At 63.2% G+C, this 26,439-nt stretch carries 29 protein-coding genes; 15 read left to right on the forward strand and 14 right to left on the reverse strand.

From position 1 onward, the window contains the following. Positions 1-80: 80 nt before the first annotated feature. Both LB555_RS08990 and rsmI read right to left on the reverse strand, forming a co-directional pair. Entirely contained in the window at positions 81-458 is a 378-nt protein-coding gene (locus LB555_RS08990; protein WP_015314716.1) for a YraN family protein, read from the reverse strand. 81 nt (positions 459-539) lie between these two features. Beyond that, a complete protein-coding gene (rsmI, locus tag LB555_RS08995) occupies positions 540-1,436 on the reverse strand; it encodes a 16S rRNA (cytidine(1402)-2'-O)-methyltransferase (protein WP_140719487.1) in 897 nt (298 codons plus the stop codon). 167 nt (positions 1,437-1,603) lie between these two features. On the opposite strand from rsmI, the gene LB555_RS09000 reads away from it, so the two are divergent. After that, the gene (locus LB555_RS09000; protein ID WP_140719488.1) at positions 1,604-1,789 is read left to right on the forward strand and encodes a hypothetical protein; all 186 of its coding nucleotides are present in this window, start codon (positions 1,604-1,606) and stop codon (positions 1,787-1,789) included. A 7-nt stretch (positions 1,790-1,796) separates the two neighbouring features. Next, a complete protein-coding gene (locus LB555_RS09005; protein WP_015314719.1) occupies positions 1,797-1,985 on the forward strand; it encodes a hypothetical protein in 189 nt (62 codons plus the stop codon). A 108-nt stretch (positions 1,986-2,093) separates the two neighbouring features. Here LB555_RS09005 and LB555_RS09010 read toward each other — a convergent pair whose 3' ends face one another. From LB555_RS09010 to LB555_RS09025, 4 genes are all read right to left on the reverse strand, one after another. Next, positions 2,094-3,263, reverse strand: a complete 1,170-nt coding sequence (locus tag LB555_RS09010; protein ID WP_224682720.1) for a trans-sulfuration enzyme family protein — start codon at positions 3,261-3,263, stop codon at positions 2,094-2,096. Further along, positions 3,260-4,699 carry a pyridoxal-phosphate dependent enzyme gene (locus LB555_RS09015; protein ID WP_140619846.1) on the reverse strand — a complete coding sequence of 480 codons (1,440 nt, stop codon included), beginning with the start codon at positions 4,697-4,699 and terminating at the stop codon, positions 3,260-3,262. The genes LB555_RS09010 and LB555_RS09015 overlap by 4 nt, the downstream gene beginning before the upstream one ends. 921 nt (positions 4,700-5,620) lie before the next feature. Then, the gene (locus LB555_RS09020) at positions 5,621-6,964 is read right to left on the reverse strand and encodes an FAD/NAD(P)-binding protein (RefSeq protein ID WP_140719492.1); all 1,344 of its coding nucleotides are present in this window, start codon (positions 6,962-6,964) and stop codon (positions 5,621-5,623) included. 31 nt (positions 6,965-6,995) lie between these two features. Continuing rightward, positions 6,996-7,484, reverse strand: coding sequence for an RrF2 family transcriptional regulator (locus tag LB555_RS09025; RefSeq protein ID WP_140619852.1), 489 nt, complete (start codon positions 7,482-7,484; stop codon positions 6,996-6,998). A gap of 633 nt (positions 7,485-8,117) precedes the next feature. Between LB555_RS09025 and tauA the strand changes: the two genes are divergently transcribed. The 4 genes from tauA to LB555_RS09045 all read left to right on the forward strand — a co-directional run bounded on the left by tauA (position 8,118) and on the right by LB555_RS09045 (position 11,081). Next, a complete protein-coding gene (tauA, locus tag LB555_RS09030) occupies positions 8,118-9,131 on the forward strand; it encodes a taurine ABC transporter substrate-binding protein (protein ID WP_224682721.1) in 1,014 nt (337 codons plus the stop codon). 111 nt (positions 9,132-9,242) lie between these two features. Beyond that, positions 9,243-10,016 carry a taurine ABC transporter ATP-binding protein gene (locus LB555_RS09035; RefSeq protein ID WP_224682722.1) on the forward strand — a complete coding sequence of 258 codons (774 nt, stop codon included), beginning with the start codon at positions 9,243-9,245 and terminating at the stop codon, positions 10,014-10,016. Continuing rightward, positions 10,013-10,873, forward strand: coding sequence for an ABC transporter permease subunit (locus LB555_RS09040; protein ID WP_140660310.1), 861 nt, complete (start codon positions 10,013-10,015; stop codon positions 10,871-10,873). Before LB555_RS09035 ends, LB555_RS09040 begins: the two co-directional genes overlap by 4 nt. A 19-nt stretch (positions 10,874-10,892) precedes the next feature. Beyond that, a complete protein-coding gene (locus LB555_RS09045) occupies positions 10,893-11,081 on the forward strand; it encodes a hypothetical protein (protein ID WP_140719494.1) in 189 nt (62 codons plus the stop codon). A 51-nt stretch (positions 11,082-11,132) separates the two neighbouring features. On the opposite strand, the gene LB555_RS09050 is transcribed toward LB555_RS09045, so the two are convergent. After that, entirely contained in the window at positions 11,133-11,318 is a 186-nt protein-coding gene (locus LB555_RS09050) for a hypothetical protein (RefSeq protein WP_015314728.1), read from the reverse strand. Positions 11,319-11,627: 309 nt separating this feature from the next. Between LB555_RS09050 and LB555_RS09055 the strand changes: the two genes are divergently transcribed. From LB555_RS09055 to LB555_RS09070, 4 genes are all read left to right on the forward strand, one after another. Next, positions 11,628-11,996, forward strand: a complete 369-nt coding sequence (locus LB555_RS09055; protein ID WP_015314729.1) for a septal ring lytic transglycosylase RlpA family protein — start codon at positions 11,628-11,630, stop codon at positions 11,994-11,996. A gap of 266 nt (positions 11,997-12,262) precedes the next feature. Then, positions 12,263-13,540 carry a polyhydroxyalkanoate depolymerase gene (locus LB555_RS09060; protein ID WP_224682723.1) on the forward strand — a complete coding sequence of 426 codons (1,278 nt, stop codon included), beginning with the start codon at positions 12,263-12,265 and terminating at the stop codon, positions 13,538-13,540. A 157-nt stretch (positions 13,541-13,697) separates the two neighbouring features. Next, positions 13,698-14,312: a transglutaminase-like cysteine peptidase gene (locus tag LB555_RS09065; protein ID WP_015314731.1), complete on the forward strand. Its 615-nt coding sequence runs from the start codon at positions 13,698-13,700 to the stop codon at positions 14,310-14,312. A 315-nt stretch (positions 14,313-14,627) separates the two neighbouring features. After that, complete coding sequence (locus LB555_RS09070; RefSeq protein ID WP_224682724.1) at positions 14,628-14,867, forward strand: hypothetical protein; 240 nt, start codon at positions 14,628-14,630, stop codon at positions 14,865-14,867. A gap of 46 nt (positions 14,868-14,913) precedes the next feature. Here LB555_RS09070 and LB555_RS09075 read toward each other — a convergent pair whose 3' ends face one another. From LB555_RS09075 to LB555_RS09090, 4 genes are read right to left on the reverse strand one after another with little or no spacing between them, the layout of a single operon-like run. Beyond that, positions 14,914-15,282, reverse strand: coding sequence for a helix-turn-helix domain-containing protein (locus LB555_RS09075; protein WP_015314733.1), 369 nt, complete (start codon positions 15,280-15,282; stop codon positions 14,914-14,916). Further along, entirely contained in the window at positions 15,279-15,809 is a 531-nt protein-coding gene (locus LB555_RS09080; protein ID WP_140619864.1) for a Smr/MutS family protein, read from the reverse strand. The genes LB555_RS09075 and LB555_RS09080 overlap by 4 nt, the downstream gene beginning before the upstream one ends. Beyond that, the gene (locus tag LB555_RS09085; protein ID WP_224682725.1) at positions 15,806-16,906 is read right to left on the reverse strand and encodes a murein transglycosylase A; all 1,101 of its coding nucleotides are present in this window, start codon (positions 16,904-16,906) and stop codon (positions 15,806-15,808) included. Before LB555_RS09085 ends, LB555_RS09080 begins: the two co-directional genes overlap by 4 nt. A gap of 21 nt (positions 16,907-16,927) precedes the next feature. After that, complete coding sequence (locus LB555_RS09090; protein WP_015314736.1) at positions 16,928-17,635, reverse strand: Tim44/TimA family putative adaptor protein; 708 nt, start codon at positions 17,633-17,635, stop codon at positions 16,928-16,930. Between the two features lie 200 nt (positions 17,636-17,835). Here LB555_RS09090 and LB555_RS09095 point away from each other — a divergent pair, with 200 nt between their 5' ends. The 3 genes from LB555_RS09095 to LB555_RS09105 all read left to right on the forward strand — a co-directional run bounded on the left by LB555_RS09095 (position 17,836) and on the right by LB555_RS09105 (position 21,306). Then, on the forward strand, positions 17,836-18,333 hold the full coding sequence (locus LB555_RS09095; RefSeq protein ID WP_083883153.1) for an FxsA family protein: 498 nt from the start codon (positions 17,836-17,838) through the stop codon (positions 18,331-18,333). Between the two features lie 277 nt (positions 18,334-18,610). Then, positions 18,611-19,111 (forward strand): protein-export chaperone SecB, encoded by a 501-nt coding sequence (secB, locus tag LB555_RS09100; protein WP_015314738.1) that lies wholly within the window; start codon positions 18,611-18,613, stop codon positions 19,109-19,111. A 554-nt stretch (positions 19,112-19,665) separates the two neighbouring features. Next, positions 19,666-21,306 (forward strand): ABC transporter substrate-binding protein, encoded by a 1,641-nt coding sequence (locus LB555_RS09105; protein ID WP_224682726.1) that lies wholly within the window; start codon positions 19,666-19,668, stop codon positions 21,304-21,306. A 308-nt stretch (positions 21,307-21,614) separates the two neighbouring features. Here LB555_RS09105 and LB555_RS09110 read toward each other — a convergent pair whose 3' ends face one another. Together LB555_RS09110 and LB555_RS09115 are read right to left on the reverse strand one after the other, a co-directional pair. Beyond that, positions 21,615-21,815 carry a hypothetical protein gene (locus LB555_RS09110; protein ID WP_224682727.1) on the reverse strand — a complete coding sequence of 67 codons (201 nt, stop codon included), beginning with the start codon at positions 21,813-21,815 and terminating at the stop codon, positions 21,615-21,617. Positions 21,816-21,960: 145 nt separating this feature from the next. Continuing rightward, on the reverse strand, positions 21,961-22,125 hold the full coding sequence (locus LB555_RS09115; RefSeq protein ID WP_224682728.1) for a hypothetical protein: 165 nt from the start codon (positions 22,123-22,125) through the stop codon (positions 21,961-21,963). Positions 22,126-22,715: 590 nt separating this feature from the next. Here LB555_RS09115 and LB555_RS09120 point away from each other — a divergent pair. Both LB555_RS09120 and LB555_RS29480 read left to right on the forward strand, forming a co-directional pair. Further along, positions 22,716-23,762, forward strand: coding sequence for a hypothetical protein (locus tag LB555_RS09120; RefSeq protein ID WP_224682729.1), 1,047 nt, complete (start codon positions 22,716-22,718; stop codon positions 23,760-23,762). Beyond that, positions 23,728-24,471, forward strand: coding sequence for a methyltransferase domain-containing protein (locus LB555_RS29480; protein ID WP_411970765.1), 744 nt, complete (start codon positions 23,728-23,730; stop codon positions 24,469-24,471). The genes LB555_RS09120 and LB555_RS29480 overlap by 35 nt, the downstream gene beginning before the upstream one ends. Positions 24,472-24,478: 7 nt before the next feature. On the opposite strand, the gene lepA is transcribed toward LB555_RS29480, so the two are convergent. After that, positions 24,479-26,284 (reverse strand): translation elongation factor 4, encoded by a 1,806-nt coding sequence (lepA, locus tag LB555_RS09125; protein ID WP_140712023.1) that lies wholly within the window; start codon positions 26,282-26,284, stop codon positions 24,479-24,481. Positions 26,285-26,439 lie beyond the last annotated feature (155 nt).

Raw genomic sequence — 26,439 nt, forward strand, 5'->3', positions numbered from 1 at the left:
CGAATTGAGAGGGGCAATTCGGGGCAACCCGAGCTCTCCCCTAGCGGCCGGATGAGGGGGCTGCCTCGCACGGATTTCTGTCAACTCCTTCCGTAAAACGCATTCGGGACATGCACCGGCCAGCGCCACGGCAGCACGGCGACCATGTCGAAGCGCATCGACAGCCTGCCATAGTCGGGCTGGCGGGACAGCCAGATATCGGCAGCACCCTCGATGCGGCGCTCCGATTCGTGACCGATCGCCTCCATGGCCTCTATCAGCGTGCGGCGCGCCTTGACCTCGACGAACAGGACGAGGTCGCCGCGCCGCGCAATCAGGTCGATCTCGCCGAAGCGGGTGCGGTGGCGGCGCGCGAGAATCCGGTAGCCCTTCAACATCAGCGCGGCCGCCGCCAGCCATTCGCCGCGATGGCCGCGCCGGTAGGCCTTTTGGCGGCTGGCGCTCGGGCGCTCAGCCACCGCTGGTTTCTCGTTGCTCGGCCATGACTTTTGGACAAACGGAACCGTTTGTCCGAGAAAACCGGTTTCCGCTTTTCGCGATCATGGTCTGTCCTTGAGCTCGAGCAGCCGCCGATACAGCGCCTGCTTCTGGCCGCCGGTCATTTTCGCCGCTTCCGCCGCCGCCTTGGAGGCGGGCATTTCAGCGGCGAGCGACAAGAGCAGGCGATCGATGTCTTCAGGTTCGTCGGCCTTGGCCTCGGCGGCGCCGACGCAGACGACGATCTCGCCCTTGGGCGTATCGGCCGCCGCATAATGCTCGGCAAGCTTCCGCAGCGTGCCGGTGCGCATCTCCTCGAACGTCTTGGTCAATTCGCGGCCGATGGCGGCCTTGCGCTCGCCGCCGAGCGCCTCGACCATGGCGCCGAGCGACTCGGCCAGCCGGCGGGGCGATTCGAAGAAGATCAGCGTCGCCGGCACGGCTCTCAGCGCCTCCAGCCGGGCCAGGCGTTGTCCGGATTTAACCGGCAGGAAGCCGGCGAACAGGAAAGCGTCCGACGGCAGGCCCGACGCCGTCAGCGCGGCAAGCGGCGCCGAGGGGCCGGGGATCGGCACGACGCGGATGCCGTGGTCGAGCGCCTCGCCGACCAGCCGGTAGCCGGGATCGGAGACCAGCGGCGTGCCGGCATCCGAAATCAGCGCCACGCTCTGGCCGGCTTCGAGTGCGGCGACCAGCTTCGGCCCGGCCTCGCCCGCATTGTGTTCATGATAGGCCGTGGTGCGGCGGCGAATGCCGTAGCGGTCGAGCAGCACGCGCGACACGCGCGTGTCCTCGCATGCGACGATGTCGGCGGCGGCCAGCGTCTCCAACGCGCGCAGCGTGATGTCGGCGAGGTTGCCGATCGGCGTCGCCACCAGATAGAGCGCCGGGTCGAGCGGACGGGCCGCGATCTCGGTCTGCCCGACCACATAGCTGCGCTTGCCCGTCTCGCCAGTCACCGATGCCGTCTCCGTTCAGCCCTGTTTGGCCTGCCAAACCCATTTGGCATGGCTGGCGCCGGCTTGCAAAACTCACACCGATGTAAGGCAATCGCCATTCCTTCGCCACAGTAGGGAACGAAACCGGTTTTGGCAGATTTAGCCCCTGATTCCCAAGGGAGGACAGGATGGACAGCCTGACGATACAGGACGCTTTCGAGCCCTACTATGCCGGCCGCGGCCGGATTGTCGCACGCCAGGACAAGCGGCTGCCGGCCCGGGACGACACCAGCCTGACCAAGCAGGCCTCGATTGCCTTGCCGACGGATGTCAGGCTTTCCGACAACAAACCCGACAGCACGACGGAGCACTGACCGGACGATGCCCAATCGCTTCGATATTTTCATCACCCGTCTCGAAACGAAAACCGCGCGCCACGGCGTGCCGCTATCTCCGATAGGCGACCAGCACCGAGGGCGCCGCGACAAGGACAACGCCAAGCCGGTGCGCTCCGGAGAATCCCACGCCGAGAAAGACCGCGGAAAGCATCGCCACAAACACGACGCCTGATCTGGTTCAGATCGGCGAGACGACCATCAGTTCGTCGTCATGGACGGAGCAAGGCGCGACGCAACGCATGCCCGAAAGCAACGGGCTCCTCGGTCGGCCGAAAGGCACTCAGCCTCCCAGCGCCCGATCCAGATCGGCGATCAGATCGTCGCCATCCTCGATCCCCGCCGACAGCCGCACCAGCGAATCCGATATGCCGATCTCCGCCCGCTTCTCGGCGGGAATGGAGCCATGCGTCATCAACGCCGGGTGCTCGATCAGGCTCTCCACCCCGCCAAGACTTTCGGCCAGCGTGAACAGCTGCGTGCGTTCGAGAAAGCGTTTTGTGCGGGCAAGGTCGCGATCGAGCACAGCCGTGATCATGCCGCCGAAGGCATGCATCTGCTGGACCGCGATGGCGTGCTGGGGATGGCTGGCGAGGCCGGGATAGATGACGCGGCGAACATCTTTTCGCGCTTCCAGCCATTGCGCGATTTTGAGGCCGTTGGCGGAATGACGCTCCATCCTGAGCGCCAGGGTCTTCAAACCGCGCAGCGCCAGGAAACTATCAAACGGGCCGGATATGGCTCCGATGGCGTTCTGCAGGAATTTCAGGCGATCGGCCAAATCCTTTTTGTCGCCGACAACTGCGACGCCGCCCACCATGTCGGAATGGCCGTTCAGATATTTCGTCGTCGAATGGACCACGATGTCGATGCCGAGCTCCAGCGGCCGCTGGATGTAGGGACTGCAGAAGGTGTTGTCGGCGACGGACAAGATCCCCTTGCGCTTCGCCAACGCCGCGACGCCTTCGAGATCGACGATGCGCAGCAATGGATTGGTCGGCGTCTCGACCCAAAGCATTTTTGTTTCCGGCCGGATCGCGGCTTCAACCGCGGCCAGATTGGTGAAATCGACGAAGGAAATTTGCAGACTGGCCGAGCGCTTGCGCACCCGCTCCATCAGCCGGAACGAGCCGCCATAAATGTCGTCGGTGGCGACGATATGCGCGCCGGAATCGAGCAATTCGAGCACCGTGGCGATCGACGCCAGGCCGGAAGCGAAGGCGAAAGCCGCCGAGCCGCTTTCGAGATCGGCCACGGCGCGCTCGAAGGCGAAGCGCGTCGGGTTCTGGCTGCGGGCATATTCGAAACCCTTGTGCACGCCGGGCGACTGCTGGCCATAGGTCGAGGTGGCGTAGATCGGCACCATCACCGCACCGGTGAGCGGGTCGTGGCTCTGGCCGCCATGGATGGTGCGCGTCGAAAACGCCAGGCGGTTCTTTCCGGATGTTGTCATCGTGCGCGCCTCAGATGGTTGATCAGGTCGATGCGGGTAATCAGGCCGACGAACTCGTCGCCGTCGAAGATGATGGCAACCTCGTTGCGGTCGAACACCGGCAGCAGCGCGTCCAGCGTCTGGCTGGCCTGCAGCGTGTGCAGGTTCGAGGTCATGGCTGTGCGCACCGGGCCGTTGAAGCGCTCCCAGCGCCCGTCATAGGGGCCGTCGACATGGGCAAGGATGTCGCTCTCGTCGACGATGCCGACGAGCTTACCATTGTCGAGCACCGGCAGTTGCGAGACATCGGAGCGGCGCATGCGTCCATAGGCATTGAGCAGGCTCTCGTCCGGCCCGACATAGACAGTGTCGCCGGTGCGGTGAGTGCGCATCACGAGGTCGCGCAGGTCGCCATGCTGTTCGTGTTCGGCCAGGCCCTGCTCGGCCAGCCAAAAATCGTCGAACACTTTGGACAGGTACTTGTTGCCGCTGTCGCAGACGAAGGTGACGACGCGCTTGGGCACCGTCTGTTCGCGGCAGTAGCGCAACGCCGCCGACAACAGCGTGCCCGAAGACGACCCGGCCAGGATCCCTTCGCGGGACAACAGATCCCGCACCGCCAGCATGCTCTGCTTGTCCGTGATGGAATAGGCCTTCTTGACCAAAGACAGATCGGCATTGGGCGGTACGAAATCCTCGCCGATACCTTCCACGGTCCAGCTTCCCGCCTCTTCCATCTTGCCGGTCTTGATCAGCGGCGCCAGCACCGAGCCGACCGGATCGGCCAACACCATCTCCGTCTTCGGCGACACCTCGGCGAAGTAGCGGCCAAGCCCGGTCAGCGTGCCGCCCGAGCCGACGCCGACCACCACCGCGTCGACATCCCCGTCAAGCTGCGAGAAAATCTCCGGGCCGGTGGTCGTCTGATGCGCCAGCGGGTTGGCCGGATTGGCGAACTGGTTGGCGTAGAAGGCGCCGGGCAGTTCGGCGGCGATTTTTTCCGCCATGTCCTGGTAATATTCGGCATGGCCCTTTCCGACATCGGAACGCGTCATGCGCACTTCCGCGCCGAGCGCGCGCAGATGCTGGATTTTCTCGCGCGACATCTTGTCGGGCACGACCAGTATGATGCGGTAACCCTTGGGAATGCCGACCTGGGCAAGGCCAAGGCCGGTGTTGCCGGCTGTCGCCTCCACGATGGTGCCGCCGGGCTTCAGCTTGCCCTGTTTTTCGGCCGCCGCGATCATCGACAGCGCGATACGGTCCTTGATCGAGCCGCCCGGGTTCTGGCTCTCGAGCTTGATGAACAGCCGGCATTTTCCGGTGTCGAACTTGGTCAGCTCGACGATGGGCGTCTGCCCGATCAGATCGAGCAACGACGCATAGGGCGGCCGCAGGCGCGAGAGCGCCCTATCCGAGGAGCCACTGTCGGCCGTGGTTTTTCTATGCTCACTCATGTCGGAGCCTCCATGGGTCAACCCTAGCGTCTTTTCCAGCCGATCGCAGTTGGAAAGAAGATAGATCGTGCCAATCCGGTGGCCAGACGGGGAATGAAATTCCATGGGCCCGTCATCCAGGCGACGCGGTTCCGACCGAGACGCCAGCGGGACAGCGCCCCCTCTGTCCTGCCGGGCATCTCCCCCGCAAGGAAGCAGAAACTACACCGACGGCATCCCGCTGTCGAAGGCCGGGCTGCTGGAATGGCATTTTCCCGCCTTCGATAACGCTGTGGCGCGCCTTTTGCGGTGCGCGATGGCATCACCGGCCAGCAGAACCTTTTAGCCGCCGAGACCGCGCGCCGTATGTGAGGCATTGGGCTGAACGCCATCCCTCCGGCTGGTAGCTGGAGGGACTTCAGTCTTAGTTGAGCAATAGCTAATATATATGTAGCTTGGTCGTGCGGGGGACGATCCCAATCGAAGCCTAACCCGCGATGGCCGGTGCGACCTGCTTCCAACCCAAGCATCCCCGCACCGGCCATTCTTTTGGTCCGAGGGCATAGGAAAGCACTGGCTCGAAACCGGGCTGGGGAGGCATTGGGGCACTCGACGGAAGGAAGATCGCGCCTTTTGGCAGGCCGATTTCGCACCCCCATTACCGCGGCCCATATCAAACCACGTATATCTCGATTGACTAAAGTAATGGAACGTCCAATGGACAAGCATGGAACGTTCGAAGACCCCTCGGACCAAGGCCTGCTAGCGCGCAAGACTTTAGTCCTGCCGTTTTATAGTTAAGAACGGAAGTTGTTCAGACCGACATAGGGCCGCTCAGGACGAATACCAGACTACGCCCAGCCGAATATGGTGCGATCACGGAAGACGCTCGCCGCTTAAGGCGGGCACCACTTGCCAAAGACAATCGCCGCCTGGGGTTGTCTACCCCAGCAACCGCTTGCTCAGCCTGGCGCACTGGACTCGGATATCGGGAATGGCGTCGATCTCGAAGAAGGTGCCGCGCGTCAGCGGGCCGACGGCGAGAATTTTTCGCGAAACGGTGCCATCGGCGGCGATGATCTCGCAATTGGCCGAGACGTCGAGGCCGATGCGCAGCGGGTCCGGCCGCGCCAGGCCGCGGTCGACCAGCGAGCGCACCACGCTGTTCGACGAGGTCGAGATGTCGCGCACGATACCGGAGCAATCATAGATGCGGGCGACGCCGAATGTTTCGAGGCGCTGGGTGTGGCGCGACTGGACCTCCACCGCGAAACCGTCGCCCGGCGTGACGGCGACGACGCGCCCGGCGAGCGGCCGGATGCGGCCCGATTGCACGGCCTCCGTCACCCTGGCGTAGACCTCCGGTGCCATGCGGTGACGATGGATGTCCCACCAGGCCTTGGTGTGCTCGACGAAGCGGCGCTTGGCCGAGGCCGGCCAGTTCTGCCAGATCTTCTGGTTGAAGGGGCGCAGGCCGTCCACCACGTCGCGCCAGTCGACGCCGGCCTTCTGGTTCTGACGGATGAGGTCGCGGAACCAGCCGACGAAATAGGAAAGCTGGGTGCCGAGCGGGATGTCGGCGACGTCGAGCTTGATCGGATTGCCCTTGCGGTGCGGCGAGGGCAGCAGGCCGCGCCGCGACACCGCGATGATGTCGCCGCGATGGCCGCGCTGCTCCAGGGAAAGGAATGCATCGACCATGCTCAAGCCCGTGCCCAGCACCAGGATGCGGCTATCTGGATCGAGCGCGGTGTCGGCTTCCGAGCCCATCCGGATCGCGTGGCCCTGCGCGGGCTGTTCGTCATGGCCGGTGGCGAGCACGGCAAGATGGGCGACCACGCTGGTGCCGTTGGCGAGCGCCACCTCGACCCCGGACGCCGTCGGCGTGATCGACAGGCTCTCCTCACGGATCAGGCGCAGCCGGCCGCTCTCGCGCTCGCGCGTTTCCAGGTCGTCGAGCAATTCCTTGAGATAACGCGCATAGAGGCTGCGCGGCGCATAGACCGGAACCTGCTCCGGTGTCGCAAGCCCCCGCTCCAGCAGCCAGCGCCAGAAATTGCCGGGATCGTCGGCATAGGCGCTCATGCCTGCGGCGCTGACATTCAGCACATGCGCCGACAGCAGCGTCGAATAGGCAATGCCCTGGCCAAAATGCGGGCGTTTTTCGATCAATGTGACGCGCAGGTCCGGATTGGGCGATTTGAGCAGATGCGCGGCCAGCACGACGCCGCTGGCGCCGCCGCCGACGATGATGATGGAACGGGTCGGGTTCGTTCGCCCGGTCATGCGCAAGCGAGCCCCATGCGAAGTGCCGGCTTCAGGCCTGGACCTTCACCGCGACCGACAGGTCGTTCCGCACCACCGGCAGGTCGTCCCTCGCGACCGGGAGGTCGTCGGCAATGTCGCGCATCTCGGCGAGGCTGCGCTGGTCGAGCACCTCGGCGATCGCCTGCCGGACTTCCAGCATCAGATGTCGGACTTGGCATGTCGCCTCGTTGCAGTCTTCACAGCGCTGATACTGTGTGCGGCTGGCGCAGGGGATCGGAGCCAGCGGACCGTCGAGGACGCGCACGACGTGGCCGACCTTGATCTCGTCGGCGGGCCGGGCCAGGCGATAGCCGCCCTCCTTGCCCTTCCGGCTCTGGACGAAGCCGGCATTGCGCAGCTCGCCCAGTATAGCGTCGAGGAATTTCTTCGGAATGTTGTTGCCGGTCGCGATATCGCCGACGAAGGCGAGCCGTCCGGCCGGCATGTGCGCGAGATGGACGAGCGCCTTGAGGCCGTACTTGCCTTTTTTGGTGAGCATGAACCGAACGTTTCTCTGTCGTGCGATGGCCTTAGGCCATCCGTTGCGAAACGCCTCGCGTGCCTCCCCGCCGCGCCGAAGCCTCCACGACACATAAATTCCAGTGACATGATATACAAGCCAATTGCGGTTAATCTTGCTTGATTTTCAACTCGTTGCGGCGATTTTAGGCCCGCCTTGTGATTTCGAGGACACAGACGCCAAGCTTGCTCGCATGACGGCCCGCGGCTGGGAACCGACGACGCCAGCGATCTCCACGATACGCTTGGGATGCCCTGTCATCGGCACCCCGCACCTATGTCCATAAGATTACTATACTTAGGTGCCGACACGTGGAACCTCATTCTAAATTCCGTGCCATTCGAAGCATCAGTTTGCTGGAGGTAGGGAAAACCCGGAATTCTCGTTTGAACCTGTCTGTATCTGCAACGGTCGAGGTCGAGCCCTCGGGCAAAGTTGATGGGCTCGCCGCTCTTGGACGACGGCAACCGTCACTTCCGCCGTGGCGGCCCGCCGCCAGTGGCTTTTTTCCAACAAGCTCTCCTTCCTTGGAAGGATTTAACTCTACAAGAACCATGGAATTAGCGAACTATGGACATGCAATCCGGTTTTCCCTTTTCATGGAGCCCTTTGATGCCCACCATTTCGCGACGCATTCTCCTTCTGTCGTCGGCCGCCCTCGCCGGCGCCGCCTTCCTCAGCCCGGCGCTCGCCGAAGACCTGAAGATCACCATCGGCTACCAGACGGTGGTCGAACCCTCGAAAGTGCCGCAGGCCGATGGCGCCTATGAAAAGGCGACCAAGGCCAGCATCGACTGGCGCAAATTCGATTCCGGCGCCGATGTCATCGCCGCGGTCGCCTCCGGCTCGGTCGATATCGGCTATGTCGGCTCGAGCCCGCTGGCGGCCGCCGCCAGCCGCGAACTGCCGATCCAGACCATTTTCGTCGTCGGCCTGATCGGGCAATCCGAGGCGCTGGTCGCCCGCAACGGCGCCGGCATCAAGAAGGTCGCAGACCTCGCCGGCAAGAAGGTCGCCGTGCCGTTCGTGTCGACGACGCATTACAGCCTGCTTGCCGCGCTCAAGCACGAGAATGTCGATCCGAAATCGGTCCAGATCCTCAACCTGCGGCCGCCGGAAATCGCCGCCGCCTTCGCGCGCGGCGACATCGACGCCGCCTATGTCTGGGACCCAGCGCTGGGCCAGATCAAGACATCCGGCAAGGTGGTGCTGGATTCCTCGCAGGTCGCCGCCTGGGGCGCGCCAACCTTCGACGCCTGGATCGTGCGCACCGACTTCGCCGAGAAGAACCCGGAAGCCGTGCGCGACTTCGTCAAGGTGACGGGCACCGCCTATGCGGACTATCTCGCCAAGCCCGACGCCTGGTCGGTGTCGTCGCCGCAGGCCGCCGCGATCGCCAAGCTCACCGGCGCCAAGCTGGAAGAGGTGCCGGAGCTGCTCAAGGGTTATGTCTTTCCCACCCTGGAACAGCAGGCATCCGGGAAGTTCCTCGGCGGCGGTACGGTCAGTGCGATCGCGGCGGCATCCGCCTTCCTCAAGGAGCAAGGCAAGGTCGACGCGGTGCTGCCGGAATATTCGAAATACGTCACTTCGAAATACGTCACCGAGGCGCTGGCCTCGAACTGACGCGTCGCACACGCGGCTCTCCTTCCCTGACGCCACGTGTTGCCTGTCCCGAAGCCGCCGACGAGGCGCGGTTTCGGGGCAGGCGGATATTCTTCCAATCGACGAGGGCCCATGCCGCATCTCGTGCTCGACAAGATCTCCATCCACTATGACGGCCAGCCGGCACCCGCCGTCGAGCACGTGTCGATCGGCGTTGCCAAGAACGATTTCGTCGTCCTTGTCGGCCGCTCCGGCTGCGGCAAGACCTCGCTGCTCAACGTCGCCGCCGGCCTGGTCATACCAGCGCGCGGCAGTGCCACGGTCAATGGCAAGCCGATCACCGGGCCCGGTTCGGACCGGGCCGTGGTGTTCCAGAACGATGCGCTGTTTCCGTGGCTCACGGCGCGCGAGAACGTCGCCTTCGCGCTCAGGCTGCGCGGTGTGAGGCCAGCCGAACGGGCGCGCCGCGCCGATGAACTGCTGGCGCTGGTCAAGCTCGCTGAAGCCGGCGACAAAGGCATCTGGGAGCTGTCCGGCGGCATGCGCCAGCGTGTCGGCCTTGCCCGGGCGCTCGCCGCCGAACCCGAATTCCTGCTGCTCGACGAGCCGCTCGGCGCGCTCGACGCGCTGACGCGCGAGCGCATGCAGACGACGCTGCTCGACCTTTGGACGGCAAGCCATGCCGGCGTGCTGATGGTGACGCACGGCATCGAGGAGGCGCTGGTGCTCGCCACCCGCATCGTCGTGCTGGCGCCCGGCCCGGGCCGCGTGGTGCGAACCTTCGAGCCGAGCTTCTCCAGGCGTTACGCGGCGGGCGAGCCCATTCGCGCCATCAAGGCCGATCCGGCCTTCGCGGCGGCGCGCGGCGAACTGACCGACGCGATCTTCGAGGGAGAGGCGGCATGACAATTTCCTCCTACACCGAACGGCCCGGTTCAAGGACAGACGAAACCGACGGCCTGTCGGTGCCTTGGTCCAGGCCACGGGCGAAACGGACGGGCGTTTCGGCGCGCATGGTCAGCGCCGCCACCATCCTGGCGGTGCTGGCGCTCTGGACACTGTCGGCCCGCCTGCAACTGGTGTCGCCGGTGTTCCTGCCCTCGCCGCTTGCCGTGTGGAACAAGTTCATCGTGGTCATCAGCGACGGCTTCGTCGACGCGACGCTGCCGCAGCATGTCGTCGCCAGTCTGGGCCGGGTCTTTGCCGCGCTGGTCGCCGCCATCCTGGTCGGCGTACCGGTGGGGCTCGCCATAGGTATCAGCACGGTGGGGCGCGGCATCTTCGATCCGCTGCTCGAATTCCTGCGGCCGATCCCGCCACTGGCCTACCTGCCGCTGGTCATCATCTGGTTCGGCATCGGCGAGCCGTCGAAGATCCTGGTGATCGCCATCGCCATGCTGGCGCCGGTCGCGCTGTCGACCGCCTCGGGCGTCCGCGGCGTCTCGCGGGAGCGCGTCAACGCCGCGCGTTCGCTTGGTGCGACTCGACGCCAAGTGGTCCGCCACGTGATCCTGCCCAGCGCCCTGCCCTCGATCCTGACCGGCCTGCGCATCGCGCTCGGCGCCGGCTGGTCGACACTGGTCGCGGCCGAGCTGGTGGCGGCAACGCGCGGGCTTGGCTTCATGATCCAGTCGGCGGCCCAGTTCCTCGTCACCGACGTGGTGATCATGGGCATATTGGTGATCGCGGCCATCGCCTTCGTGCTCGAATTCACCATCCGCCGCATCGAGCGCGTGCTGGTCCCATGGGCGGGGCGGGAATGATCGGAAAAGGAGAATGACGATGACCCATTCCACCGCCGTGTTGTTTGCCCATGTCGGCGCCTGGCTGCTCGGCCTTGCTTCCGACGAGAACGCGGCAAGAGACGACAGCCCGCGCTCGCCGGCGCCGGTCCATCTCCGCGCCGGGCGCGATCGCCTGCCACCTCGCGACGAGAGTTTTTACTGGGCCTGGCAGTACTGGTCGCAGTGAACGCAGTCGCCACGGGCGGCGCGCTCAGCAGCGGGCGCGCTTGCTCGAAAATCAACCATGCCCACGGTTCGCCCATACCAGGCCGGCCAGGCCGACCAGCATGGCGGCGAGTCCGATATAGAGCCATTGCGATTGGCCGGTCATGAAGCTGCCGCCGACCACGCCGATCCCTTGCAGCGACCACAACGCACCGATCGCCAGCACAATCAACGCCAGCAGATTTTTGGTCAGTCTCATTGTCGGATCTCGCTTTCCCAGTCGATCGAGAGCGGCGCCACAGCCGCGATGAAAGAGCCAAAGGAAGTGGCTCGATCCCAGCGGTTTCTACTTGGAGATTAATCCCGGATCTTGTCAAACGGATCTCGGATATCGGCACGAACATCATCGATAACTGATGAAATCTGGTCCGAAAATCCCTGACAAACTGTTACCCCCTGACTCCAAACGTGTGATCTTGCCATGGAACCGCCAGATCACTGCCGCATTTCCTGCCTTATTTCCCACCTAACGGCTTGGGTCTGTCAAAAACGGAGCCATCCCCCAAATATGAAGACCACGAAACAGACCGCGCTTGTCGCGGTAACGATCGCTGCTGGCCTGATGGTCGGCGCCTCCGCCACTTCGGCAACCGCCGCCGCCGGTCAGTGTGGCCGCGCTTCCTGGTACGCGCTGCACTCGAGGACCGCATCGGGCGAGCGTATGAACCCCTCGGCGATGACCGCCGCCCACCGCACGCTGCCTTTCGGCACCAAATTGCGGGTCACCAACAAGAACAACGGCCGCAGCGTCGTCGTGCGCATCAACGATCGCGGTCCCTTCATCAAGGGCCGGGTGCTCGACCTGTCGAAAGGCGCCGCCGGCCAGCTCGGCTTCATCGGCTCCGGGCAGACCTCCGTCTGCATGGCGCGCGTCTGATCTGATCGTCTCCTGACCATGACCCCTTCCCGACCGCAGGACCATCATGGTCAGGTCGCCGCGAAAGCCTGACACATATCCTACACATTTCGGCACTGCACATTGAGCCGGCTGGGCCGGCCGTGCCGGGTTTTCAAGGCTTTCGGCGAAAGAAGCATTTGGTCACGCCACGTGACGTATTGCATCGCAGCAATTAGTTGTTAACTTCCCCGCGAGACATCTAGGGCTCGGCGCTGATCGTCGTCCCTTCGGTCGCGGGGTAACGTATGTTCTACCAGCTCTACGAAATGAACCACGCGGCCCTGCAGCCGGCGCGGCTCTATGCCGACGCGGTCCGGTTGTTCTACTCCAACCCGCTCAACCCCGTTTCGCATACGCCCTGGGGCCGTTCGATCGCCGCCGGCGCCGAACTGTTCGAGCGCACCACGCGCCGCTACGGCAAGCCGCGATTCGGCCTGGCCAAGACGGCGGTCGACTGGAAGAGCGTCGCGGTCACCGAGAAGACCGTCTGGTCGAAGCCGTTCTGCAATCTCGTCCGGTTCGAGCGCGCCGTTCCCGCCGGGCGCAAGGCCGACCCGAAGCTTTTGATCGTGGCGCCGATGTCGGGCCATTATGCCACGCTGCTGCGCGGCACGGTCGAGGCGATGCTGCCCTATGCCGATGTCCATATCACCGACTGGGTCGACGCCCGCATGGTGCCGCTGGCCGATGGCAGCTTCGATCTCGACGACTATATCGACTACGTCATCGACATGCTGCACACGCTGGGTCCGGACACGCATGTGATGGCCGTGTGCCAGCCTTCCGTGCCGGTGCTTGCGGCCGTGGCGCTGATGGAGGCCAAGGGCGATCCCTTCGTGCCTTCGACGATGACCCTGATGGGCGGGCCGATCGACACCCGCCGCAACCCGACCTCCGTCAATCTGCTGGCCGAGGAAAAGGGCATCGACTGGTTCCGCGACAACGTCGTCATGCGCGCGCCCTGGCCAGTGCCGGGCTTCGGCCGCGAGGTCTATCCCGGTTTCCTGCAGCTTTCGGGCTTCATGAGCATGAACCTCGACCGCCACATCATCGCCCACAAGGAATTCTTCATGAACCTTGTGAAGCACGATGGCGACAATGCCGAAAAACACCGCGACTTCTATGACGAATATCTGGCGGTGATGGATCTGACGGCGGAGTTTTATCTGCAGACGGTGGACACGGTCTTCGTGCGCCATGCGCTGCCCAAGGGCGAGATGACGCATCGCGGCACCAGGATCGATCCGTCCGTCATACGCAACGTTGCCCTGTTCACGGTCGAGGGCGAGAACGACGACATTTCGGGTCTTGGCCAGACCAAGGCGGCGCAGGATTTGTGCGTCAACATTCCCGCCGACAAGAAGGCCCACTACATGCAGCCGGCAGTCGGCCATTACGGCGTCTTCAACGGCTCGCGCTTCCGCTCCGAGATCGTGCCGCGCATCGTCGACTTCATCACCAGCTATGGCCGCCAGAACCGCGTCGCGGTGAAGCCGAAGCTGGTGCGCACCGCCAAGCGGTAGACGGTTTGAAACGGAACCGGCCGCGGGTCCGATTTGTTGCACAAGTGCCGCTCTGCCTCCCCGCGGGTAACCATGCTGCAAATCAGGCCGACGTCGTAATTGACACGGAGTGTAAATCGCCCTTAACGTTTCGTTAACAACAGGGCGAGCGGGGACAATGAATTCCTCAACCATGCGAAGGCTGCGCGTATGCGCGGCAGCAGGGCTGGCGTTAACGGGGGGCTGGATGGCACCGGCCTGGGCTTCGGGCGCCATGGCCACCGGGGGCCTCACCTCGCAGCCGATCGGCCACTACGATTTCTGCAAGCAGCGTCCGGGCGAATGTTCGATCCGCCCGGCCAATCTCGCGCCGGCGGTGCTGACCGACGGGTTGATGCGCAAGATGGTCAACGTCACCGCCAGGGTCAATGCCGCCGTCAAGCCGATGAGCGACATGGACATCTACGGCAAGGACGAGGTCTGGGCCTATCCGGACAAGGGCGTCGGCGACTGCGAGGACTATGTGCTGGAGAAGCGGCGCCAGCTGTCCCACATGGGCATGTCGCTCGCCGATCTCCTGATAACCGTGGTCCGCAAGCCCGACGGTGAAGGCCACGCCGTGCTGACGGTGCGCACCGACGGCGGCGACTATGTGCTGGACAATCTGACCGACAAGGTCAAGTTCTGGGACCAGACCGGCTACCGCTTCCTCAAGCGCCAGGCGATCGACAACACCGGCCGCTGGGTCTCGATCCGCGGCGGCCAGCAGGTTCTGGTCGGCTCGGTGCAGTAGGGCCATAGCGGGGCACCTGCCAGAGGCGGCGCCACCCCGGCGCTGCCATACCGTTACATTCTGCACGTTGCGAAGCTCGCAGATCGCGGCATGGATCCTCGGGGCTGCGCGTCCGCTTCGCTCCCGCTCCGCCCGTGGATGATGAACCGTGGAGGTTCCGCAATCCCTGGGGCCTCTGCCATTGCCGCACTGCCTTGACCCACGGCTCCCTTTGGGGACCCTCCAGAAAATTTCCGCATCCCTCCGTGAACCATTTCCGTTCGCCCGGCGACACACAGCCGTGAACCGAACCAACCCAAATCATGGAGACTTCAAATGACTGCTTTTCTGCGCAACACGCTTCTCGCCGCCGCCGCCGTTTCGGCGCTCACCGGATCAGCTCTGGCCGGGCAGACCATTCCAAGCTGCGCCAACGCCAACCTCAACGATTTGTGGGCCGGCCGCTGTTGCGGCGAGGCCGGCGCGTCGGACTGCCTGGGCGGTGGCAATGGCGGCCAGGGCCATGGCGACCATGGTCGCGGCGGCAATGGCGGCAGCACGGCCGGCAAGAATTGATCGCACCACGGCTGCCCGCTGGCTGCTCGCCGGCGGGCACTGTCTTCTACGATCGCCGGCCCAATGCCGCGCGGATCGACGCGGTGATGCGCAGAAGCTCGGCCTCGTCGAGTTTCTCGATGGTCTCGGCCAGAAGATTGGCAAGTTCGGTGGCGGCGGGGGACAGGCCTGACGTATCGAGTTTCACCCGCGGATGCGAGGTTTCGGCCAGCCGCGCCAGCTCCTCGGCATCGTCCCAGATGATGTTGAAATAACCGATGATCTTCTGGATCAGCGTCCAGGTCGGCGCGCCGCGCCGGCCATGCTCGAGCGCCGAGAGATAGGCGGCGCTGACGCCGATCGCCGCCGCCATGTCCTTCTGGCTGACGCCGCGCTCGGCCCGCAGCGCCCGCAGCCGCTCGCCGAACGGCGTCACGAGCGCGCCCGCCGCAGCCTGATATAAAGCGCTCCCGAGCCGCCATGGTTGCGGGCGGCATGGTCGTGGCTGGAGACCAGCGGCCGGAACGCCGGTGTCGACAGCCAGGCCGGCACGGCGCGACGCAAGATGCCATCGCCGCCCGAGGAAGACCCCTTGCCGGTGATGACCAGCACATAGCGGACGCCGCCGGCATGCGCCCGGTGCAGGAACGAGAACAGCAGCGAATAGGCCTCGTCCTGCGTCATGCCGTGCAAGTCGACGCGGCCCTCGATCGGCAGCCGGCCCTTTTGCAGCTTGTCCAGCGTCGGCTCGTCGAGCCGGTGCGTGACATGCTGGACCTTCGGTTTTGCCGCGCCCGGCGCATTGGCGGCGGGCTGGACCGGCTGCGCCGGTGTCGGCCTGGCATCGACGGCCATGTCCGGAATGTCGACGGCGGCGCGGCCCTTGAGCGGCTTGGCGGTGCGCGCCACCAGGTTCCACAGCACCCGGTCGTCGTCGCTGAGTTTATCCCCGCGCTTGCTCATCTCGCGCCCCGGGCCAGCGCGCGCGGCACCAGCGCATAGAAATCGGCGGCGTCGCGCACCACGCCGGCGATCTCGCCGGCGGCATCGCCCGAGCCGGCGAACAGGTCGCCACGCGCCGCCCCTGTTATGGCCGAGCCGGTGTCCTGCGCGATCATCAGCCGCCGAAACGGGTTTTTGTCGAAGGCGGTGAGCGTCGGCGCGTCGATGTAAAAAGGCGTGCCGAATGTGTGCAGCAGCCGGTCGACGGCCATCGAGCGGCCCGGCGTCAGCGGCACCTTGGCGGCCGCGATCGGACCGAGCGCGGCATCATCCACTGCAGCCTCGCGGAAGAAGATGTAGGAGCGGTTTTGCCACAGGATTTCGTCGACCCGCCCAGGATGCGCCTTGAACCAGGCGCGGATCGACTGCATGGTCACGTCGGCCAGCGGGATTTCGCCGAGCCCGCTCAGGATTTTGCCGGGACCCGTAAAGCGCTGGCCTGACTTGGCGGCGTAGGTGACGCGGCAAAGCCGCCCGTCGGTCATGACAAGCCGGGCCGCGCCTTGGACATGGATGAAGAAGGCATCGACCTTGTCTGCCAGCCAGGCGATCTCCAGCCCCTGGCCCGCGAGCGCGCCGCGCTCGATCGCGCCACGGTCGGGATATTCGGCCAGCCCATCGACGGTCCGGCGCGCGAAGGCGAGGTAAGGATCCATCCCGGCGGGCCGGTTGGTGTCGTCGACATCGACGAGATCGGCCGGCCGCGACAAGAGCGGCACGCGGAAACGCTCCGTCCGTACTGGCGATGCCTCGACTTGCGGTTCGTAGAAACCGGTGACGAGGCCGGCGCCAGTTTCGGGCCGCACCAGCATGGGGACAAAATGGCGCTCGAAGAAGGCGCGCGCTTCGGACGAACTGGCGGCGGGGGCTTTACGTGCTTGCGCATAGGCCTCGGCGAAGCCGCTGAAATCGACGCCCAGCGCGCCGCTGCGATAGGGTTTTACCGGCACATGGAAGGCGGACCGGGCAAAGGCGGCGAAAGCCGGCAGATGGTCGTCGTCGCCCCAGCCGGGCAGGTCGCCGAAGGACCTTTCAACAAGGAGAGGCGACAGCGACACCGGAGCCTGCCTTTGCTGGACTCAGTCTTCTTCTTCGGTGGCGACGAGCTTCCAGTTCGGATCGCGCGAGCGTGTGTCGCGGGCGAAGGTCCAGACATCCTTGACCTCGGCCACCGTCTCGGGGTCGCCGTCGATCACCGTGCCGGCCTGGTCGCGCGTCGCCGAGATCAGCTCGCTGATGATGCGCAGCGTCACATGCGCCTCGCCGCCCTTCATCTCGGCCGAGACGATGTCGGCCTTGTCGATGCCGACGAAGGAGGACTGGATCTTTTCCGACTTGGCCTCGCGCTCGCCGATCGCGGCGACGAAGCCGTCATAGACCTCGCGCGACAGAAGGTTCTTCAGCGTTTTGCGGTCGCCGTCGGCATAGGCCATGACGATCATTTCGTAAGCCATCTTGGCGCCGTCGACGAACCCCTTGGGATCGAAGGAGGGGTCGTTGTCCTTGATCGCGCGCAGGCCCTTGTTGAGATCGGTGTCGGGCTTGGCGAAGGCGTCGATGGCCGTATAGGCGTCGGCCGGCGCCGGCTCGCCGGGCGCCCGCTTGCGCGGCAGCGAAACGACGTTCTCGGGCTTCTGCGTGGCGTCCTTGTCGGTGCGCGCCGCCGTGTAGGGGTCAAAGGGCGGCCGCTCGCTACCGGTCCGGCGGCCCAGCACGTTGCGCAGCTGGAAGAAGATCACCACCGCCGCGATCAGGAAGAAAATCGTGCCGAAGTCGAAGAAGCCCATATTTTCCGCCAATCAATCCCTGCCTCTAGGCCGGACCGTCCAGCCCAGCAGGCCGCGGTCGCATAGCGTTCACCATTCAAAGCATATAGAACGCAAGGCGCAATCATTCAAATCAAAGGCAGGCATACCTATCTAACAGCCTCCGTGCCAGCGGCGATTGGCCGCCAGCGGGACAAAACAATTGAATGATCGGTAAAGACTTGCGCATTTCGCTGCTTCCCCTCTTTCTCCTCGCGCTTCCGCTGCTGGAAATCGCCGGTTTCGTCGTCGTCGGCCGTGAGGTCGGCGCGCTGGCGACGGTCGGCCTGGTGCTGGCCTCGAGCTTCGCCGGCGTGCTCTTGCTGCGTCAACAGGGTTTCGGCGTCATGACCCGCATCCGCGCCGAGATGGCCGCCGGCCGCGACCCCAGCGGCCAGCTCGCCCATGGCGCCATGATCGTGGTCGCGGCGGTGCTGCTGATCATTCCCGGTTTCATCACGGACATTGTCGGCCTGCTCCTGTTCCTGCCGCCGGTGCGCGACCTTGCCTGGAGCAGGCTGAAGGGCCGCATCGTCGTGGCCAGCAATTTCTCCACCGGCGGCTTCCGCCGTCAGCGCGACAAGGTCATCGACCTCGGCGACGGCGACTATTCGCGCGAGGACGACCTCAAGCGCGGCCCGGACCACAATTCGCCGTGGCGGCGGCTGAAGGACGATTGAGACTGCATCGATATTCAGGTGATGCCGGTCTGCAAAGGGCGGCTTCCTGCGCTTCCGGTGCTCACGTACTTCAAGTACGCTCCGCTCCGGTTCTCGGAAACCACCCTTTTCGCCTCGGCCTGACCTGAATCTCGATGCAGTCTGGGTCCGCTCCGGTCACACGGCGGCAAACCTTGTCTTGTCATGCCGGCCATGGTAGCGAACGCCCGATTTCAATTCGGTCAGCCCCGATTCAATTCGGTGAGCGAGACTGCCCAGGGGAAAAGGATAGTGGCTCATGGCCAGCAATGATGACGCGCCGGTCGGCGCCAATGGCAACGGCAACGCGGCACAGCCGTCGCTCAACGTGCTGGCCCAGTATGTGAAGGACCTGTCCTTCGAAAGCCCCGGCGCGCCGAACTCGTTGCGCGGCCGCGACAAGGCGCCCGGCATCGCCATCAACGTCAACGTCAACGCCAACCCGCTCTCCGACAAGCAGTTCGACGTCAATCTGACGCTGAACGCCAAGGCCTCCTTCGACCAGGAAGTGCTGTTCAACGTCGAGCTGGTCTATGGCGGCGTCTTCGCCATTTCGGGCTTCCCGCAGGAGCACATGCTGCCGATCCTGTTCATCGAATGTCCGCGCCTGCTGTTCCCCTTCGCCCGCCAGATCATCGCCGAGGCGACGCGCAATGGCGGCTTCCCGCCGTTGATGCTGGACCCGATCGACTTCGCGCAGATGTTCCAGCAGAAGCTGGCCGAAGACCAGGCCGCGTCCTCCAAGACCCAGGTGAGCTGATCCTCGGCTGACAGGGATCGCTTGAAAAACCCGGCCTCGCGCCGGGTTTTTTGTTCTGGTGGATTGACCGATCGCGCCATGGGTCGACCCCCACTCCGTCGAGCTTCGCTCGACACCTCTCCCCCGATCGACGGGGTAGAGGAAAGGCGCGACCTCGCCAAGCGCGTTCCTTCCTCTCCCTCCGGAGGGGGGAGAGGTGGCTCGGCGAAGCCGAGACGGAGTGGGGGAAGCCCCTGGTGAAACGCGAAGCCGCAGGCAAACGCATCGCTCTTGCTCGCAATCCGACCGATCCCCTGCGGGGGAGATGGCTAGCAGACAAGAGGTGGTGCGACCAGGTCCGTCCACCCCCTGCGGAGCATCGCACAAGTCCTGCGGATTCCAGAACATTCCGCCACGTCACCCAGCCCTATCATTCCCTCTCAGGCAATGGCGCCCCGGCGGTCGCAGCCGCGCCGCGTCGGCTTGTCCGCCGGGGCGAGCCTGTTTCCGTGCATGCCGTCGTCCCAAAACCGCTGGGCAATTTTGGGCATGCACCAACAAAAGAGGGAACGACGATGAAATTCATGCTGACCGACCGCAAACTTCACCCGCGCGCCAAACCTGTCGCCGACGATTTCAGGACGGGCGGCATCAGCCGCCGCGAATATCTGGCGCTGATGGCCGGCCTCGGCGTCAGCGCCGCCGGCGCTTTTGCGCTGGGCGGCATCGCCCCGACGCCCGCCCGCGCCGCCGAGCCGAAGAAGGGCGGCGTGCTGCGCGTCGCCATGAACGTCAAGGGCTTCAAGGATCCGCGCACCTTCGACGGTGTCGAAATGTCCAATGTCGCGCGTCACTGCAACGAATATCTGGTGCGCTGGAACACCGACTTCACCTTCGAGCCCTGGCTGCTCGAAAAATGGGAGATGAGCGACGACGCCAAGACGCTGACGCTGCATGTGCGCAAGGGCATCACCTGGTCGAACGGCGACGCCTTCAACGCCGACGACGTCGTCCACAACCTCACCCGCTGGTGCGAGGCCGGCGTTGCCGGCAATTCGGTCGCCGCGCGCATGGGCGCGCTGGTCAATGCCGACACCAAGAAGGTGGTCGATGGCGGCATCGAGAAGGTCGACGACTACACCATCAAGCTCAACCTGCCGAAGCCGGACATTTCGCTGATCGCCGGCATGGCCGACTATCCCGCGTTGATCATGCACCGCTCCTATGAGGGCGACGGCGACCCGATGAAGGCGCTCGCCATCACCACCGGCCCGTGCGAGCTGGTGAAATGGGACGCCGAGACGGCCGCGGAGGTCAAGCGCCGGGACAAGCCCTGGTGGAAGGGCGAGTTCTACCTCGATGGCATCCAGTGGATCGACTACGGCTCCGACCCCAACGCCATGCTGTCGGCCTTCGAATCCGGCGAGATCGACACCGATCACGAGACCGCTTCCGACGCCGTCTCGCAGACCGACAAGATGGGGCTGAAGAACTCCGAGATCGCCACCGGCTCGACCATCGTCGCCCGCTTCAACGTCGCCAACGCGCCCTATGACGACGTCAAGGTACGCCGCGCCGCCCAGCTTGCCGTCGACAATTCGGCCGTGCTGAAGCTCGGCCTCGATGGCCGCGGCAAACCCGCCGACAACCACCATGTCGGCCCGATGCACCCCGAATATGCCGATATCGGTCCGGCCAAGCGCGATGTCGAGGCGGCGAAGACGCTGCTCGCCGAGTCCGGCAAATCAGACCACGAATACGACCTGATCTCGGTCGACATCGAATGGCAGAAGAGCACCGGCGACGCCATCGCCGCGCAGATGCGCGAGGCGGGCCTCAAGATCAAGCGCACCGTGCTGCCGGCCGCCACCTTCTGGAACGACTGGAGCAAGTTCCCCTATTCCTGCACCGAATGGCTCGGCCGTCCGCTCGGCGTCCAGGTGCTGGCGCTGGCGTATAAATCGGGCGCCGCCTGGAACGAGAGCGCCTACGCCTCGAAGGAGTTCGACGAACTGCTCGACAAGGCGCTCGCCATGCCCGACCCCAAGGCCCGCAAGGAGATCATGGCCAAGATCGAGCAGAATTTGCGCGATTCAGGCATCATCATCCAGCCCTACTGGCGTTCGGTCTACCGGACCTACCGCAAAGGCATCGAAGGCTGCGAACAGCACCAGGCGCTGGAGCAGCATTTCGAGAAGGTCTGGATTGAGGGGTGAGGCTGGCGTAGAGCCAGCGGAATCCTACTGAGCGGCGTTGAGGGCCTTACCGGAGAGGTTAGCGCCGCCCCTCATTGCCCTGCCGGGCATTTCTCCCCGTATAGTGACGGGGAGAAAGACGCAGGCCGCAACGCCGGTGCCTTTTCTGCAAACGTCAGCGATTGGCGAAGCCGCCGATCACAGCGCCCCTCTCCCCGTCCCTATACGGGGAGAGGATGCCGGCAGGCAGGTGAGGGGCGGCGCCGACGTCCGACTTACTCTCTCGTGGCGCTGCTGTGCCGATTTGGGGTGGCACAGCCATCCGCCCCTCACCGTCCCGGCTTCAGCAGCATCCAGATCCAGCCCACAAACGTCAGCACCAGGGATAGCCAGCCGCCGGCAGCGGCGCCGAGTTCGGCAGCAAGGGCGCGCCCCACAGCACCATGCCCCACCGACACCAGGAACAGCACGGCGGCAAGGAGCCCGGTCACCCGTATCCACAGCGCGAAAGTGTCCGGCGCGCTGACCATGATCAGTGCTGCCGCCCAAAGCGAGATGCCGCCGACATAGAGGGCACGCTGGCCTGCAGCCGCGCCGCATTGCCTGATAAAAGCAGGCTCTCGCCGGCAAGAAAGGTCAGGAACCCGGCCGCGACGCAGTCGTTGCCGAGGCGCGCTAGTATTTCATGGTGAGCAACGCCGTCGCCACCACCAGCGACACGCCGTCGATCGCCCAGAGGGATTCGCGGAGCGGAGCGCTGGCGACAAAGGTGCCGGCGAGGCCGAAGATGCCGCCGATGACGAGGCCGAGGGCGGCTGTGGTGTCTAGAGTAGTGCGCATGCGGTGTTCTCCCCGTGCATTGAACCTAAAGGCTGAATCGCCTATGCTAGAGGTCTCCTGCGGCCTGAATCCCCTGCCAAACGTAGGGAACCCGTCCAAGACGGATGCGAAAGCTAGGGCTGCGGGACGCCTCTCATTTTTCGATGCCAGATCGTGAATTTGCCCCGCATCGCGGTATCTCGCGTAACGTCCACAATGCGCGCTTGATCTAGTATGTAGTCGGACAAAAAGCACTTTGCGGGAGACGCGTCAGCGGCCCTCCTATGTCCGTCCAGATGGAACGCTACACCACCTATCAGGGGTTCTGGCTGCTTTCGTCCACATAAATGTTTCTAATGGGATCGTTCTCGTCTAATGGTTGCATATGAGGCCGCGATTACTACTGAGCCGTAGGATAACAGTACCAGAGGTTTCGCAAGGCCGCTGGTGCACTAGTGGACGTGCCGAAGTGAACTTCGCGCGTTTTGAAGAAGGCTTGGAAGCTACGCGTCATCGGCTAACTTGATGATAAAACCTACGATATCTGCGATTCTCTTCGTGGTATATGCTGATCGGCCTGATCGCTAGCGCTAATTTGGGAGAAGTGGGGAATGATATCTGGTTATGAACGAAAGATGGAAAGATACATATCCATCGCGATCGGGCTAACTATAATAACCCTTGCCCTTGCCTTTCTTACTTTCATTGCAGTTATTGTCGCGTATGATACTTTTTACCAAGACTATTACTTATCTCCATCCCACACCCTTTCTGCGCAATCGGGAGCAACCGGTTTCTGGGTGTTCACATCGACCGTTTGGGCTGTCGCTGGGCAATTGGTCGTAAAAACACCCACGTTCTTTTCTAGCTTGATTACATGGCCAATAGTAACGCTAATTTCTGTTGTCGCTTTACTGTCTGAAAGGGGGCGCGCGTTCATTTCGCAATTCGCAAATAGGGCGAAGAGGATAAAGCTTTCTCAGTTAGAGATCGAGCTATCCGAGGAGGGCGCACGCAAACTAAGTACCTCTGCCAAGATGGCATTTCTTGAATTTCGATCGCAAGCTGATGCGGAGTTTGGGCGGCAGGTTAGAATCAAGCGCATAAGACACGCATTAGAGAGCACCTTAGCTGAGACTACCATCCCGACCAGTGACGGGCCAAAGCCCGTCCTAGAGGCAACTAACGCGCGTTGTACGATTCACGTCCCTGATATACTTTTTTCCGACAACCTTCTGCAGCTTATCGACTATTATCCAGATGGCGGCGGAGCGATGCGCCGGTTCTCAATTCGTTATGGAGCATTGGGGCGAGCGTGGCGTCTCGAAGAGGATTTTGAAAAGGGACTCGCTACGGAAATTTCACAATACGAGCTAATCGAAGTTTGGGGAATGACGAAGGAAGAGAGCCAAAAGATATCCCGGCATCGCCCCTCCTATGTATGTGTGGTCATGCGCGGCGAAAGCCGTCAACCTATAGGCATCCTGTATCTTGATTCCCGGGACAAGCAGGCGTTTGGTAGCGACGCGGAAGCGAGAGCCCTTTGTGGAAGATTGCACGAGAGCGCTAAGCGAAACGGTCTATCGAAGGCGTTGGAAGAAATAACAAATGAACTCAACAGGTATGCCACAAATATCGATATCCAGATACAACAATAATTCCGAAAGCTACCGACAAGTCGCTGCGGAGTACTACGACGCTCGTAGACATCCTACTTGCGCAAATTTCCGATCAGCGTCTCTACTTACTTTAACCAATTACTCGAATCTTGCTATAGATGGAGCAGTTATTTGTGAAGTAGGTGCAGGTAAATCTCTTTATACCGAATGCGTGCCTGATTGGCGAAGGCGAGGTCAAACCTTAATACTGAACGATAGCGTTTCTGAAATGCTATTATATTCACAAAGCGCGCTAGAGGAGGGCGCCGAAGCCATTGTGGCAGACGCAGAAACGCTTGCATTGCCGCAGAAGGCCGATTTCATCCTATGTAGCTTGGGTGATCCGTACAATAAGCCTTCGTTTTGGAAAAACTGTACCAAGATTCTAAAAAGAGGCGGCTTTCTCTTGTTTACGACGCCATCCTTTGAGTGGGCGTCGCTTTTCAGGCCGCCAGATAAGGTGTCACAAACGCAGGCAGAATTCCGACTTTGTGATGGAAGAGTCGTTGTAATGCCGTCACATATCGTCCCCGTTGCAACGCAAATCAACTTAGTCACGAATACAGGTCTGTCAGTACAAGAATTCGGTAGCGTTCGACTAAACGAATTGCCTGATGTAAATATATCTAGCAAACTCTCATTCGGATCGACTCTGGCAGTCGTTGATTGGTTTCTTGTTAAAAACAACCTAGGTGCTAACCTTAGCTGAATAACCCTCAATCCCCCATCTTCAGCGCCTGGATAAACGCCTCCTGCGGGATATCCACCTTGCCGAACTGCCTCATCCGCTTCTTGCCCTCTTTCTGCTTGTCCAAGAGCTTGCGTTTGCGGGAGACGTCGCCGCCGTAGCACTTGGCGGTCACGTCCTTGCGGAGCGCCGAGATGGTTTCGCGGGCGATGACCTTGCCGCCGATGGCGGCCTGGATCGGGATCTTGAACAGGTGGTGCGGGATCAGCTCCTTGAGCTTCTCGACCATCTGGCGGCCGCGCTTTTCGGCCGCCGTGCGGTGCACCAGCATCGACAGCGCGTCGACCGGCTCCTCGTTGACCAGAATCGACATCTTCACCAGGTCGCCCTCGCGGTAGTCGGTCAGGTGATAGTCGAACGAGGCGTAGCCTTTCGAGATCGACTTCAGCCGGTCGTAGAAGTCGAAGACGACTTCGTTGAGCGGCAGGTCGTAGGTCAGCATGGCGCGTTTGCCGACATAGGAGAGGTCGGCCTGGATGCCGCGCCGGTCCTGGCAGAGCTTTAGAATTCCGCCGAGATAGTCGTCGGGCGTCAATATGGTGGCGCGGATCCACGGCTCCTCGATGGCAGAGATCTTCACGACGTCGGGCATGTCGGCCGGGTTGTGCAGTTCCTTCATCGAGCCGTCATTGAGGAGCAGCCGGTAGACGACGCTGGGCGCGGTGGCGATCAGGTCGAGGTTGAACTCGCGCTCCAGCCGCTCCTGGATGATTTCCAGATGCAGCAGGCCCAGGAAGCCGCAGCGGTAGCCGAAGCCGAGCGCTGCACTGGTTTCCATTTCATAGGAGAAGGAGGCGTCGTTGAGGCGCAGTTTGCCGACGGCGGCGCGCAAATCCTCGAAATCGGCGGCGTCGACCGGGAACAGGCCGCAGAACACCACCGGCTGCGCCGGCTTGAAGCCGGGCAGCGCATGCGCGGTCTGGCGCTTGTCCTCGGTGATGGTGTCGCCGACGCGCGTGTCGGCCACTTCCTTGATCGAGCCGGTGAAGAAACCGAACTCGCCGGGGCCGAGCTCGTCGACATTGATGCGGGCGGGCGTGAACACACCGGTGCGCTCGACCAGGTACTTGGCGCCGGTGCCCATCATGCGGATGGTCTGGCCCTTCTTCAGCACGCCGTCGATGACGCGCACCAGCACGATGACGCCGAGATAGGCGTCGTACCAGCTGTCGACCAGCATGGCTTTGAGCGGCGCCGTGGCATCGCCCTCGCGCGGCGGCGGCAATTGGTGGACGATGGCTTCCAGCACGTCGGGAATGCCAAGCCCCGTCTTGGCCGAGATCAGCACGGCGTTGGAGGCGTCGATGCCGATCACCTCCTCGACCTGCTCGCGGATGCGCTCGGGCTCGGCGGCCGGCAGGTCGACCTTGTTCAGCACCACGACGATCTCGTGGTTGTTGTCGATGGCCTGGTAGACATTGGCCAGCGTCTGCGCCTCGACGCCTTGCGAAGCGTCGACCACCAGCAGCGAACCCTCGCAGGCGGCGAGCGAGCGCGACACTTCATAGGCGAAGTCGACATGGCCGGGCGTGTCGATGAGGTTGAGGATATAGTCCTCGCCATTGTTGGCGCGGTATTTCAGCCGCACCGTCTGCGCCTTGATGGTGATGCCGCGCTCGCGCTCGATGTCCATCGAGTCCAGCACCTGCTCCTTCATGTCGCGCAGCTCCAGCCCGCCGGTGGACTGGATCAGGCGGTCGGCAAGCGTGGATTTGCCATGGTCGATGTGGGCGACGATGGAAAAATTCCGGATGTGGTCGAGGGGCGTGCTCATGCCGCGCGCTTTAGCAGGGGCGGCAAGCGGCGGCAAGGCTTGGCGCCCAAGGGCTGCCTTGCCGCTCACAAAGCGGTGAGATCAGCGAAAAAATCGAAAAAACCGGCCTACGGGCAAAGAATGCATAAACTTTGATGGGTCACATTAGAGCTTGG

Source organism: Mesorhizobium sp. BR-1-1-10, from assembly GCF_020165595.1.
Lineage (GTDB): Bacteria > Pseudomonadota > Alphaproteobacteria > Rhizobiales > Rhizobiaceae > Mesorhizobium > Mesorhizobium australicum.

Bases quoted from the DNA above. Each gene is read 5' to 3' on its own strand.
- LB555_RS09070 (WP_224682724.1), top strand. From the start codon at position 14,628: ATGACTGCTTTTCTGCGCAACACGCTTCTCGCCGCCGCCGCCGTTTCG.
- secB (WP_015314738.1), top strand. From the start codon at position 18,611: ATGGCCAGCAATGATGACGCGCCGGTCGGCGCCAATGGCAACGGCAAC.
- LB555_RS09000 (WP_140719488.1), top strand. From the start codon at position 1,604: ATGGACAGCCTGACGATACAGGACGCTTTCGAGCCCTACTATGCCGGC.
- LB555_RS09110 (WP_224682727.1), bottom strand. From the start codon at position 21,815: ATGGTCAGCGCGCCGGACACTTTCGCGCTGTGGATACGGGTGACCGGG.
- LB555_RS09120 (WP_224682729.1), top strand. From the start codon at position 22,716: ATGATATCTGGTTATGAACGAAAGATGGAAAGATACATATCCATCGCG.
- LB555_RS09035 (WP_224682722.1), top strand. From the start codon at position 9,243: ATGCCGCATCTCGTGCTCGACAAGATCTCCATCCACTATGACGGCCAG.
- lepA (WP_140712023.1), bottom strand. From the start codon at position 26,284: ATGAGCACGCCCCTCGACCACATCCGGAATTTTTCCATCGTCGCCCAC.
- LB555_RS09115 (WP_224682728.1), bottom strand. From the start codon at position 22,125: ATGCGCACTACTCTAGACACCACAGCCGCCCTCGGCCTCGTCATCGGC.
- LB555_RS09045 (WP_140719494.1), top strand. From the start codon at position 10,893: ATGACCCATTCCACCGCCGTGTTGTTTGCCCATGTCGGCGCCTGGCTG.
- LB555_RS09020 (WP_140719492.1), bottom strand. From the start codon at position 6,964: ATGACCGGGCGAACGAACCCGACCCGTTCCATCATCATCGTCGGCGGC.
- LB555_RS09055 (WP_015314729.1), top strand. From the start codon at position 11,628: ATGAAGACCACGAAACAGACCGCGCTTGTCGCGGTAACGATCGCTGCT.
- LB555_RS29480 (WP_411970765.1), top strand. From the start codon at position 23,728: ATGCCACAAATATCGATATCCAGATACAACAATAATTCCGAAAGCTAC.
- LB555_RS09025 (WP_140619852.1), bottom strand. From the start codon at position 7,484: ATGCTCACCAAAAAAGGCAAGTACGGCCTCAAGGCGCTCGTCCATCTC.
- LB555_RS09015 (WP_140619846.1), bottom strand. From the start codon at position 4,699: ATGAGTGAGCATAGAAAAACCACGGCCGACAGTGGCTCCTCGGATAGG.
- LB555_RS09105 (WP_224682726.1), top strand. From the start codon at position 19,666: ATGAAATTCATGCTGACCGACCGCAAACTTCACCCGCGCGCCAAACCT.
- LB555_RS09010 (WP_224682720.1), bottom strand. From the start codon at position 3,263: ATGACAACATCCGGAAAGAACCGCCTGGCGTTTTCGACGCGCACCATC.
- LB555_RS09005 (WP_015314719.1), top strand. From the start codon at position 1,797: ATGCCCAATCGCTTCGATATTTTCATCACCCGTCTCGAAACGAAAACC.
- LB555_RS09065 (WP_015314731.1), top strand. From the start codon at position 13,698: ATGAATTCCTCAACCATGCGAAGGCTGCGCGTATGCGCGGCAGCAGGG.
- LB555_RS09080 (WP_140619864.1), bottom strand. From the start codon at position 15,809: ATGAGCAAGCGCGGGGATAAACTCAGCGACGACGACCGGGTGCTGTGG.
- tauA (WP_224682721.1), top strand. From the start codon at position 8,118: ATGCCCACCATTTCGCGACGCATTCTCCTTCTGTCGTCGGCCGCCCTC.
- LB555_RS09090 (WP_015314736.1), bottom strand. From the start codon at position 17,635: ATGGGCTTCTTCGACTTCGGCACGATTTTCTTCCTGATCGCGGCGGTG.
- LB555_RS09040 (WP_140660310.1), top strand. From the start codon at position 10,013: ATGACAATTTCCTCCTACACCGAACGGCCCGGTTCAAGGACAGACGAA.
- LB555_RS09050 (WP_015314728.1), bottom strand. From the start codon at position 11,318: ATGAGACTGACCAAAAATCTGCTGGCGTTGATTGTGCTGGCGATCGGT.
- LB555_RS09060 (WP_224682723.1), top strand. From the start codon at position 12,263: ATGTTCTACCAGCTCTACGAAATGAACCACGCGGCCCTGCAGCCGGCG.